The sequence below is a fragment of the Pseudomonas cerasi genome, assembly GCF_900074915.1.
GTDB lineage: Bacteria > Pseudomonadota > Gammaproteobacteria > Pseudomonadales > Pseudomonadaceae > Aquipseudomonas > Aquipseudomonas cerasi.
In genome coordinates this window covers 669,945-681,733 of sequence record NZ_LT222319.1, presented here as the reverse complement: position 1 = coordinate 681,733, position 11,789 = coordinate 669,945, and the positions used below count along the sequence as shown (strand labels likewise).

The following is an 11,789-nucleotide window of genomic DNA, read 5'->3' as shown; positions in this document are numbered from 1 at the left end:
ACGTACGGTTGTTTTGCGACGACGAACGCCCGCAGTGTGTTGAAACGGCGGTTTCCAGGGAGGAAAGCATATGAAGCATGCAGGATTCACACTGATCGAATTATTGATCGTCGTTGCACTGGTGGCCATCCTGGCCAACGTCGCAACCCCCTCTTTCAAGGAACTCATCGATTCCAGCCGAGGCCTTGCGACCGCCCGGGAGCTGGCCAGCGGCATTCGTTCGGCGAGAGCGGCCGCAATCACACGCAACCAGATCGTTACGCTTCATGCCATCGAGAACGACTGGAGCAACGGCTGGCGGATCATACTCGACGCAGATGGCAAAGGTCCCGACGAAAACGATCCGGTGCTGATCGAACGCGCCAATGGCGGCACAACGCGAGTGGTCGATAACCGCAAGCGTGTAGAGGAAATCAGTTTCAACGGTTTGGGGACGTTACGGCGCAGAACCGCCAGGACGTTGCACATTTGCGCTGCAGACCAGCCGGTGAGCAACTATCGAGTGATAGTCGCACCGGCCGGCCGCGTGAGGGTCGAGGACACGAAAATCGATGCAGCGCTGTGTGGCTGAATAGCCTCAGAGCAGCGACTTGACGCGCAATTCCTTGGGCATGGAGAAGGTGATGTTCTCCTCGCGGCCGGCAAGCTCATCCGCACCGGTCGCGCCCCAGGCCTGCAATTGCTGGATCACGCCGCGCACCAGCACTTCGGGGGCCGAAGCGCCCGCAGTGATGCCGATACGCTCTACACCGTCGAACCAGTCCTGTTGCATGTCTTCGGCGCCGTCGATGAGGTAGGCCGGAGTCGCCATGCGCTCGGCCAGCTCGCGCAGGCGATTGGAGTTGGAGCTGTTCGGGCTGCCCACCACCAACACCACATCGCACTCATCGGCCAGTTGCTTGACCGCATCCTGACGGTTTTGCGTGGCGTAGCAGATGTCGTCCTTGCGCGGCCCGCCAATGGCCGGAAAGCGCTTGCGCAAGGCATCGATCACCCGGCTGGTGTCATCCATGGACAAGGTAGTCTGGGTCACGAAGGCCAGGGCTTCAGGGTTGCGCACCTGCAGGCTGGCAACATCCTCTTCGTCCTCGACCAGATAGATCGCACCACCATTGGCGGCATCGTACTGGCCCATGGTGCCTTCGACTTCCGGGTGACCGGCGTGGCCGATCAGGATGCACTCGCGGCCGTCACGGCTGTAACGGGCGACCTCGATATGTACCTTGGTCACCAGCGGACAGGTAGCATCGAACACTTTCAGACCACGGCCTGCAGCTTCGGTACGCACAGCCTGGGAGACACCGTGGGCGCTGAAGATAACGATGACGTCGTCCGGCACCTGATCCAGCTCTTCGACGAAGATCGCACCGCGAGAGCGCAGGTCTTCGACGACAAATTTGTTGTGAACAACTTCATGGCGCACATAAATCGGCGGACCAAACACTTCCAGAGCGCGATTGACGATTTCGATCGCGCGGTCCACTCCGGCACAAAAGCCGCGGGGGTTGGCGAGTTTGATTTGCATGCAGTGCCTCATGGTTGGTACGGGGTAGCCCGGCCTGGGCCGGGCTTGACGGCGAAGGTCAGGAAGCCAGAATCGCCTTCACTTCGAAGATTTCCACTTCAAAGCTCAGAGTCTTGCCTGCCAGCGGGTGATTGAAGTCAATGGTGACCTGATCATCATCGAATGCTTTCACCACGCCGGGCAACTCGGTATTGGCGGCGTCATTGAAGATCACCAGCAACCCTTCGGACAGTTCCATGCCCACGAACTGCGAGCGTGGCATGATCTGCACGTTTTGTGGGTTGGGCTGACCAAAGGCGTTTTCCGGCAGAATCTCGACGGTCTTTCGGTCACCCGCCTTGAAGCCGAAAATCGCCATTTCGAAGCCTGGCAGCAGATTGCCGTCACCGACCTTGAAGGTGGCCGGGGCCTTTTCGAAGGTGCTGTCGACGGTATCGCCGTTTTCCAGACGCAGGGCGAAGTGCAGAGTGACCTGCGTATTCTGACCGATGCGCAGCTCGTCGGACGAGCCTTGAGTCGAAGATTGCTCAGTCATTGACGGTCTCTCCGGTTTTCTTGCTCTTGAACATGTCCAGCGCCAGCATGATTGCCCCGACGGTGATCGCACTGTCCGCGACGTTGAACGCCGGGAAGTACCAGCGGTTCTGCCAGTGAACCAGAATGAAGTCGATCACGTGGCCCAGCACGATACGGTCGTAGAGGTTGCCCAGTGCGCCGCCCAGTACCAGCGCCAGTGCAACGGCCAGCCACGTGTCGTCACGCCCCAGACGCTTGAGCCAGACGACCAGCACAGCGCTGACCACCACTGCGATCAGGGCGAACAACCAGCGCTGCCAGCCGGCACCATCAGCCAGAAAACTGAAGGCGGCACCGGTGTTGTAGGCCAGGGTCCAGCTGAACAGATCCGGAATCACGATGATCTGCTGGTGCAGGGTCAACGCGTTCTCGAAGTAATACTTGCTGGCCTGGTCAATGACCAGAACCAGCACGCTCAACCACAGCCAGGCCAGACGGCCAAACGAGGCGTTAGGCATAGTGACGAACCTCGCCTGCACCGCTGATGTTGTCTACGCAACGACCGCAGATTTCCGGATGCTCGGGGTTTACCCCTACATCCTCGCGGTGGTGCCAGCAACGGGCGCATTTGGCATGACTGGACTTGAGCACTTTCAGTTTCAGGCCGGCAACTTCGGTGACCACGGCATCGGCTGGCGCGGACGCGAGCGGCGCCACACTGGCTGTCGAGGTGATCAGCACGAAGCGCAGCTCGTTGCTCAGTTTCGACAGGTCAGCCACCAGCGACTCCTCGGCATACAGGGTCACTTCAGCCTGCAGGTTGCCGCCAATCGCCTTGGCAGCGCGCAGGTTTTCCATTTCCTTGTTGACCGAGGTCTTCACCGCCATGATCCGCTCCCAGTAGGCGCGGTCCATGTCAAAGTCGGCAGGCATTTCGGTCAGGCCTTCGTACCAGGTGTTGAGCATCACCGATTCATTGCGCTCGCCGGGCAGGAACTGCCACAGCTCGTCGGCGGTGAACGCCAGGATCGGCGCGATCCAGCGCACCAGCGCTTCGGAGATGTGGAACAGTGCCGTCTGGCATGAACGACGCGCGGTGCTGTTGGCCGCCGTGGTGTACTGACGATCCTTGATGATGTCGAGGTAGAAACCTCCCAGCTCCTGCACGCAGAAGTTGTGGATCTTCGAGTACACGTTCCAGAAGCGGTATTCGCCGTAATGCTCTTGCAGCTCGCGTTGCAGCAGCAGGGTGCGATCCACGGCCCAACGGTCCAGCGCGAGCATTTCCTCGGCAGGCAGGATATCGGTCGCCGGGTTGAAGCCCGTCAGGTTGGAGAGAAGGAAGCGTGCAGTGTTGCGGATACGACGGTAGGCGTCGGCGCTGCGCTGCAGGATCTGGTCGGAAACCGCCATTTCGCCCGAATAGTCAGTCGCCGATACCCACAGGCGCATGATGTCCGCACCCAGAGAGTCGTTGACCTTCTGTGGCGCTACCACGTTGTTCAGCGATTTGGACATCTTGCGGCCGTTCTCGTCGACCACGAACCCGTGGGTCAGCAGCTCGCGATACGGTGCGTGATCGTCCAGCATGCAGCCGGTCAGCAGTGAGGAGTGGAACCAGCCGCGATGCTGGTCCGAGCCTTCCAGGTACAGGTCGGCACGCGGACCGCTTTCATGGCCCATCGGGTGCGAGCCGCGCAGCACATGCCAGTGCGTGGTGCCCGAGTCGAACCAGACGTCCAGGGTGTCGGAGATCTTGTCGTACTTGGCAGCCTCGTCACCCAGCAGCTCGCTGGCGTCGAGCTTGAACCAGGCTTCGATGCCCTCTTTCTCGACACGCTGCGCCACTTCTTCCATCAGCTCGACGGTGCGTGGGTGCAGGTCGCCGCTTTCCTTGTGCAGGAAGAACGGAATCGGCACGCCCCAGTTGCGCTGACGCGAGATGCACCAGTCAGGACGGTTGGCGATCATTGAATGAAGACGCGCCTGGCCCCACGCCGGAACGAACTCAGTGTCTTCGATGGCCTTGACCGCACGCTTGCGCAGGGTCTCGCCGCTCTCAGGCTGTTTGTCCATGCCCACGAACCACTGCGCGGTGGCGCGGTAGATTAATGGCGATTTGTGGCGCCAGCAGTGCATGTAGCTGTGGCTGATGGTTTCGGTGTCCATCAGGCTGCCGACTTCGACCAGCTTGTCGATGATGTTCTGGTTGGCCTTGAAGATGAACTGGCCACCGAAGAACTCCAGCGATTCGACATACACGCCGTTGCTCTGCACCGGGCTGATGATGTCGTCGTTGCTCAGGCCGTACTGCTTGCAGATATTGAAGTCGTCTACGCCATAGGCAGGCGAGGAGTGAACGATACCGGTGCCGGCACCCAGCTCGACATAGTCAGCCAGATAGACTGGCGACAGGCGGTCGTAGAACGGGTGGCGGAAGTTGATCAGCTCCAGCGCCTGACCGGTGGTGGTCGCGATGACCGTGCCTTCCAGCTTGTAACGGGCCAGACAGCTTTCGACCAGTTCGGCGGCCAGTACCAGCAGTCTGTCGCCGACATCGACCAGCGCGTATTCGAACTCGGGATGAACGTTCAGCGCCTGGTTGGCCGGGATCGTCCACGGTGTGGTGGTCCAGATCACGATGGAGGCAGGCTTGCTGCCCAGCGCGGGCAAGCCGAACGCCGCCGCAAGTTTTGCCTCATCGACGATCGGGAACGCGACGTCGATGGTCGAGGACTTCTTGTCCTGATACTCGACTTCGGCTTCAGCCAGTGCCGAGCCGCAATCGAAACACCAGTTGACCGGCTTGAGGCCCTTGAAGACGAAACCGCCCTTGACCATCTCGGCCAGCGCGCGGATTTCCCCGGCTTCGTTGGGGAAGTTCATGGTCAGGTATGGATTGCTCCAGTCGCCCAGCACACCCAGACGGATGAATTCGGACTTCTGGCCTTCGATCTGCTCGGACGCATAGGCACGGCACAGCTCACGCGTACGGTCGGCGGAGAGGTTCTTGCCGTGGGTCACTTCGACCTTGTGCTCGATCGGCAGACCATGGCAGTCCCAGCCCGGCACATACGGGGCATCGAAGCCCGCCAAGGTCTTGGAACGCAGGATCATGTCCTTGAGAATCTTGTTGACCGCATGACCGATGTGAATATTGCCGTTGGCGTACGGAGGACCGTCGTGCAGAACGAACTTGGGACGATCCTTGCCAATCTCGCGCAGCTTCTGGTACAGGCCAATGCTGTCCCAGCGCTGCAGAGTTTGCGGCTCGCGCTGGGGCAGGCCGGCCTTCATAGGGAAGGCGGTGTCCGGAAGGTTTAGCGTGGCTTTATAGTCAGTCATTTCAGGCTCTTGTTTAGCGGTTAGCCATGCCAATGGGCACGGGCGGCGGCGACGTCCGCATTGATCGCCGTCTTGAGCGCCTCCAGTGAGGCGAAACGCTGCTCATCACGCAGCTTGTGGTGGAAAGCCACCGTCAAACGCCGGTCATAAAGATCGCCGGCAAAATCCAGAAGATGCACTTCAAGGTGGGCACTGCCATCACCCGTTACCGTCGGGCGTACGCCGATGTTGGCGACCCCCGGCCAGGCTTTGCCATCGATCTCCGTGCTGACCAGATAGACCCCGCTCAGCGGCACACGACGACGCTTGAGTTGCACGTTGGCGGTGGGCGTACCCAGCTGACGTGCCAGCTTCTGGCCGTGCAATACCCGCCCGGCGATCTGAAACGGACGACCGAGCATGCGCTCGGCCAGGGCAAAGTCCGACGCAGCCAAAGCCTTGCGCACCTTGGTACTGCTGACCCGGATGCCATCTATTTCAACGGTCTGCGCCGCCTCTACGGTAAAACCATACGTCGTGCCGGCCTGTTGCAGGAAGTCGAAGTCACCGACCCGGTCGAAGCCAAAACGAAAATCGTCGCCCACTTCAAGGTGTTGAACACCCAGACCGTCGATCAGCACGGTTTCGACGAAACTGGCCGCGCTGAGCTTGCACAGACGCTGATTGAAGGACAGGCAAAGTACCCGGTCAACGCCTTCGGCACTCAGCAGCTCGAGCTTGTCACGCAGACGGGCCAGACGGGCCGGCGCCGTTTCGGGCGCAAAAAACTCACGCGGCTGCGGCTCGAAGATCACTACACAACTGGGCACACCCAGTTCGACTGCACGCTCGCGCAGACGCGCCAGGATAGCCTGGTGGCCGCGATGAACGCCGTCGAAATTGCCAATCGTGGCGACGCAGCCCCGATGTTCGGGGCGCAGGTTGTGAAGGCCTCTAACCAGCTGCATAACGCACTTCTTGCTCATAAAGTGGCCGATTATAACCACACACGGCCGTGGACGACAGGCAACACACCAAGACCGGATGAAGGTTCTCGGCGTGTGGCGACAAAAACCGAAGGTCAACCGCTGCGACGCGCCCTACATAATGGCTTTGCGGGCGAAATCCCTGAGGCGGAAGCCTAATAAAAGAAGCATGGCGAAATAGGTCACGACGCCGGCTGCAACCAGCGCACCCAGACGCAGAAAACGCTCCAGCATATGACCTTCGTCCCATGCAGGCATGACATGCATGAGCCCCAACAGCACCGCCGACATCATCGCGACGGCAATTACCAGCTTGAACAGGAACTTCGTCCAGCCAGGCTGCGGCTGAAACAGATCCTGCTTGCGCAACTGCCAGAACAGCAACCCGGCATTGATGCACGCCCCCACACTGATCGCCAGCGCCAGACCGGCATGCTGCAAGGGCACGATGAAGGCCAGGTTGAGCAATTGAGTCACTATGAGGGTGAAGATCGCGATTTTCACCGGGGTGCGGATATTTTGTTGAGCATAAAAACCGGGGGCCAGCACCTTGATCAGGATGATCCCCAGCAACCCGACCGAGTAGGCGACCAGCGCACGCTGAGTCATGGCCGCGTCGAGCGAGTCGAATTTACCATACTGAAACAGCGAAACGGTCAACGGTTCGGCAAGCAGCCCCAGCGCCAGCGTGCAAGGCAGAACCAGCACGAAACACAGTCGCAGGCCCCAGTCGAGAATCCGCGAGTATTCCTGGCAATCCCGCTGCGCGTAGGTTTTGGACAGTATCGGCAGCAGAATCGTCCCCAGCGCCACACCCAGCACGCCGGAAGGCAGCTCCATCAGGCGGTCGGCGTAGTACATCCATGACACCGAGCCGGCGACGAGGAACGAGGCAAAGATCGTGTTGATGATCAGAGAAATCTGACTGACAGAAACGCCAAGGATGGCAGGCAGCATCTGTTTCATTACCCGCCATACTCCGGTGTCGCGCAGATTCAGACGCGGCAGCACCAGCATGCCGATCTTTTTCAGGTGCGGCAGTTGGTAAAGCAGTTGCAGCAGGCCACCGACCAGAACCGCCCAGCCCAGCGCCATGACCGGCGGATCGAAATACGGCGTCAGGAACAGCGCGAAGAAAATCATGCTGACGTTGAGCAGCGTAGGCACGAACGCCGGCACCGAGAAGCGGTTCCAGGTATTGAGGATCGCGCCGGCCATCGAGGACAGGGAGATCAGCAATATATAAGGAAAGGTCACGCGCAGCAGGTCCGAGGTGAGCGCGAATTTCTCCGGGGTGTCGACAAAGCCGGGCGCGGTGGCCCAGATCACCCAGGGCGCAAAGATCACCCCGAGCAGCGTCACCAGGGCCAGCGCCAGAGTCAGCAGTCCGGTGACATAAGAAATGAAGGTACGCGTCGCCTCCTCCCCCTGCTGGCTCTTGTATTCGGCCAGGATCGGCACGAATGCCTGGGAAAAGGCACCCTCGGCGAAAATACGGCGCAGCAGATTGGGCAGTTTGAAGGCGATGAAGAACGCATCCGTGGCCATTCCGGCCCCGAAAGTGCGCGCGATAATGGTGTCGCGAACAAAGCCCAGAACCCTGGAAACCATGGTGATAGAGCTGACGGCGGCGAGTGACTTGAGTAGATTCATTGAAAGAGTTGTGCGCCTCGGCAAAGGATGGGCGATAAAGCCAGCCATTTATGCAATACTTCGCGCCGCAAAAATGCCCGAAGCAAAGGCCGCGAGTTTACAGGTCACAGGCCGGAAATAAATCCTCCAGTCAAATGTAGCAACCACTCAGCGGAACACCTTAACTGCCCTTGACAAGACTTCAACTCATCGGCATGATTCGCGGCCTATTTTGTTTGCTATTTCACAAAGTCTTTCGAGGAGCTCGACGGTGGCCAACACACCTTCCGCCAAAAAACGTGCAAAACAGGCTGAGAAGCGTCGCAGCCACAACGCCAGCCTGCGTTCCATGGTTCGTACCTACATCAAGAATGTAGTTAAAGCCATCGACGCAAAAGACGCAGAAAAAGCGCAAGCCGCTTATGTTCTGGCTGTTCCTGTTATCGACCGTATGGCCGATAAAGGCATCATCCACAAGAACAAGGCTGCTCGCCATAAAGGTCGTCTGAACGGTCACATCAAGGCTCTGAGCCTTGCTGCTGCAGCCTAAGCGACCCGCTTGTTAAAAAACCGACCTCAGGGTCGGTTTTTTATTGCCTGCTGGAAAGTAGCCGGCGCAACGGAAACTTGTGATGCAGAGCGTCACGACAGGCATTCCCACACTGGAGCGTGAGGAACGATAATTCAACTATCGTGCGACGCTCCGCATCGGCATGCCATTCTGGACGCCCTGCGTCCACCCCTGAGCCACATCAAGGCGCGGGCGCGGTTGTCCATGGCAGGATAGGAATGGCGGTCACGGCATTCTGCGGGCTGCCTTCGATGACCCGATCGCTATAGACCAGGTACACCAGCGCATTGCGCTTCTTGTCGAAGAAACGCACCACCTGCATGGTCTTGAAGACCAGCGAGGTACGCTCCTTGAACACCTCGTCGCCGTCCTTGAGGGTTTCCTTGAAACGGATCGGCCCGACCTGACGACAGGCGATAGACGCCTCGGCACGGTCCTCGGCCAATCCCAGACCGCCCCTCACGCCACCCGTCTTGGCGCGTGACAGGTAGCACGTCACCCCGTCCACCTTGGGATCATCAAACGCCTCGACCACAATTCGATCGTTGGGCCCGACCATCTTGAACACGGTCGACACCTGACCGATCTCTTCGGCCGAAACCAGCACCGGCATCAGCAACGCGGCCGCTAATAAACCTTTAATGAAACGCATCAAATAGTCCTTTTTTGCAGCCTTGAGTCAGACGAGGATCAGGTTATCCCGATGAATCAGCTCGGGCTCGGCCATATAGCCCAGCTCGCGCACGATGGATTCGGAAGAGTGACCAATGATTTTCTGGGCTTCGATGGCACTGTAATTACTCAGCCCGCGAGCGATCTCGCGACCGTCCGGGGCAACGCATACCACCATCTCGCCACGCCGGAAGCTGCCCTGGACCAGTTTGACGCCCACCGGCAGCAGGCTTTTCTGATCCTTGGCCAGCGCCGCAACCGCGCCATCATCCAGCACCAGCGTACCACGGGTCTGCAGATGCCCTGCCAGCCACTGCTTGCGCGCTGCGAGCATGCCACGCTCAGGGGACAGCAGCGTACCCAACCGCTCGCCACCCTTGAGTCGCGCCAGAACGCGCTCGATGCGCCCACCGACGATGACAGTATGCGCACCGGAGCGCGCCGCCAGACGCGCTGCACGCAGCTTGGTCTGCATGCCGCCGCGACCCAGCGCACCGCCCGTACCACCCGCCACTGCATCCAGCGCCGGATCATCGGCACGCGCTTCGTAGATCAGCTGCGCCTCCGGGTTGTTGCGCGGATCGGCGTCGAACATGCCATCACGGTCGGTCAGGATGACCAACAGATCAGCCTCGACCAGATTGGCAACCAGCGCAGCCAGCGTGTCGTTATCGCCAAAACGGATTTCGTCGGTAACCACCGTGTCGTTTTCGTTGATGACCGGCACAACCCCAAGCTCGACCAGCGTGCGCAGGGTGCTGCGGGCATTCAGGTAGCGCTTGCGATCCGACAGGTCATCGTGGGTCAGAAGGATCTGCGCGGTATGCCGGCCATGCTCGGCAAAGCTCGACTCCCACGCTTGCACCAAGCCCATCTGACCGATGGCCGCAGCAGCCTGAAGCTCATGCATGGCACTGGGTCGGGCCGTCCAGCCAAGACGGCTCATGCCGGCAGCCACCGCCCCGGAAGACACCAGTACCAGCTCGACACCCGCCTCGTGCAGCGCCACCATCTGCTCCACCCAAACACCCATGGCGTTGCGATCCAGGCCCTTGCCATCAGCCGTCAGCAAGGCACTGCCAATCTTCACAACCCAGCGCTGGGCGCCCGTCACTTTGCTGCGCATCTTCTTCCAACCCTAGCCAGAGATTTTCAAATTCGGGATACAAAAACGCCGCTAACAATCGTAGCGGCGTTCAAGTTTACTTCAAGCGATCAGTCACGGACGTAAATGATTTCCGGACCGTCTTCATCGTCCACGTCTTCCTCATCCCAGTCATCGTCACCGATGTCATGAACGCTCTTCACGCCACTGCGACGCAGGGCACGCTGATCGTCCAGTGCCTGCAACTGGGCACGGGCTTCATCTTCGATGCGCTGATCGAGCTCGGCCAGCTCTTCAGCGTAACCAGGCTCTTCGGCGATACGCTGGCTGCGCTCTTCGAGGTAACGCATGATGTCGCGAGTCAGCTGCTCGGTGCCTTCTTTGGCAATTGCCGAGATCACGTAAACAGGGCCGGTCCACTCCAGACGATCGACGATTTCCTGCTTGCGCGCCTCCTGCTCTTCTTCAAGAATCTGATCGCACTTGTTCAGCACCAGCCAGCGATCACGCTCGGCCAGCGACGGGCTGAACTTCTCCAGTTCGTTGACGATCACTTCTGCAGCATCCGGAGCACTGCTTTCATCCAGCGGCGCCATATCGACGAGGTGCAGCAACAGACGAGTACGCGCCAGGTGCTTGAGGAAGCGAATCCCCAGGCCTGCGCCGTCGGATGCACCCTCGATCAGACCTGGAATGTCAGCAACCACAAAGCTTTTCCAGCGATCGACACTGACCACGCCGAGGTTCGGCACCAGCGTGGTGAACGGATAGTCGGCAACCTTTGGCTTGGCCGCAGACACCGAACGGATGAAGGTGCTCTTGCCCGCATTGGGCAGGCCCAGCAGACCGACGTCGGCCAGCACTTTCAGCTCGAGCTTGAGATCACGCTGATCACCCGGCTTGCCCGGTGTGGTCTGGCGCGGAGCGCGGTTGGTACTGGACTTGAATCGGGTGTTACCCAGACCGTGCCAGCCGCCCTGGGCAACCATCAGGCGCTGACCATCCTTGGTCAGGTCACCGATGATTTCCTGAGTAGTAGCGTCGATGATGGTGGTCCCGACCGGCACACGCAGCACCAGCTCTTCACCCTTGCGACCGGTGCAGTCGGCGCTGCCACCGTTGGAGCCGCGCTCGGCGTCGAAGTGACGGGTGTAACGGTAGTCGACCAGCGTGTTCAGGTTGACATCGGCGACCATGAAGATCGAGCCGCCATCACCACCATCACCACCGTTGGGACCACCGTTCTCAATGAATTTTTCGCGACGGAAGCTCATGCAACCGTTGCCGCCGTCACCGGCTTTTACTCGAATGGAAACTTCATCTACAAATTTCATAACGCACGCCTCCCGCCACAGGGACGAGCAGAACCACATAAATTACATAAGACTCTTGCAAAAATGAGCGTTGCGATACCGATCAGAAACCAGCGACCCCACGGGTCAACATCACAACAGCCCG

Annotated in this window: 11 protein-coding genes; 2 read left to right on the top strand and 9 right to left on the bottom strand. The window is 59.6% G+C overall.

Annotated features, from left to right (window positions below):
- The first annotated feature begins 70 nt into the window (after positions 1–70).
- Entirely contained in the window at positions 71–571 is a 501-nt protein-coding gene (locus tag PCPL58_RS05545; protein ID WP_065348982.1) for a GspH/FimT family pseudopilin, read from the top strand.
- Positions 572–577: 6 nt separating this feature from the next.
- Here the strand turns inward: PCPL58_RS05545 and ispH are convergent, their stop codons facing one another.
- From ispH to murJ, 6 genes are all read right to left on the bottom strand, one after another.
- Entirely contained in the window at positions 578–1,525 is a 948-nt protein-coding gene (gene ispH, locus PCPL58_RS05540) for a 4-hydroxy-3-methylbut-2-enyl diphosphate reductase (protein WP_003371115.1), read from the bottom strand.
- A 58-nt stretch (positions 1,526–1,583) separates the two neighbouring features.
- Positions 1,584–2,060, bottom strand: a complete 477-nt coding sequence (locus PCPL58_RS05535) for an FKBP-type peptidyl-prolyl cis-trans isomerase (protein WP_044310113.1) — start codon at positions 2,058–2,060, stop codon at positions 1,584–1,586.
- On the bottom strand, positions 2,053–2,559 hold the full coding sequence (gene lspA, locus PCPL58_RS05530; RefSeq protein ID WP_065348981.1) for a signal peptidase II: 507 nt from the start codon (positions 2,557–2,559) through the stop codon (positions 2,053–2,055). Before lspA ends, PCPL58_RS05535 begins: the two co-directional genes overlap by 8 nt.
- On the bottom strand, positions 2,552–5,386 hold the full coding sequence (gene ileS / locus PCPL58_RS05525; RefSeq protein WP_065348980.1) for an isoleucine--tRNA ligase: 2,835 nt from the start codon (positions 5,384–5,386) through the stop codon (positions 2,552–2,554). The genes lspA and ileS overlap by 8 nt, the downstream gene beginning before the upstream one ends.
- Positions 5,387–5,406: 20 nt before the next feature.
- Complete coding sequence (gene ribF / locus PCPL58_RS05520) at positions 5,407–6,333, bottom strand: bifunctional riboflavin kinase/FAD synthetase (protein WP_003371105.1); 927 nt, start codon at positions 6,331–6,333, stop codon at positions 5,407–5,409.
- A gap of 132 nt (positions 6,334–6,465) precedes the next feature.
- Positions 6,466–8,004, bottom strand: a complete 1,539-nt coding sequence (gene murJ, locus PCPL58_RS05515) for a murein biosynthesis integral membrane protein MurJ (protein ID WP_065348979.1) — start codon at positions 8,002–8,004, stop codon at positions 6,466–6,468.
- Positions 8,005–8,254: 250 nt separating this feature from the next.
- Here murJ and rpsT point away from each other — a divergent pair, with 250 nt between their 5' ends.
- The gene (gene rpsT, locus PCPL58_RS05510; protein ID WP_003344603.1) at positions 8,255–8,533 is read left to right on the top strand and encodes a 30S ribosomal protein S20; all 279 of its coding nucleotides are present in this window, start codon (positions 8,255–8,257) and stop codon (positions 8,531–8,533) included.
- Between the two features lie 202 nt (positions 8,534–8,735).
- Here the strand turns inward: rpsT and PCPL58_RS05505 are convergent, their stop codons facing one another.
- The 3 genes from PCPL58_RS05505 to cgtA form a co-directional block, all read right to left on the bottom strand.
- The gene (locus tag PCPL58_RS05505; protein ID WP_003435634.1) at positions 8,736–9,206 is read right to left on the bottom strand and encodes a CreA family protein; all 471 of its coding nucleotides are present in this window, start codon (positions 9,204–9,206) and stop codon (positions 8,736–8,738) included.
- Positions 9,207–9,233: 27 nt separating this feature from the next.
- A complete protein-coding gene (gene proB, locus PCPL58_RS05500; protein ID WP_003318792.1) occupies positions 9,234–10,352 on the bottom strand; it encodes a glutamate 5-kinase in 1,119 nt (372 codons plus the stop codon).
- An 89-nt stretch (positions 10,353–10,441) separates the two neighbouring features.
- A complete protein-coding gene (gene cgtA / locus PCPL58_RS05495; RefSeq protein ID WP_002551973.1) occupies positions 10,442–11,665 on the bottom strand; it encodes an Obg family GTPase CgtA in 1,224 nt (407 codons plus the stop codon).
- Positions 11,666–11,789 lie beyond the last annotated feature (124 nt).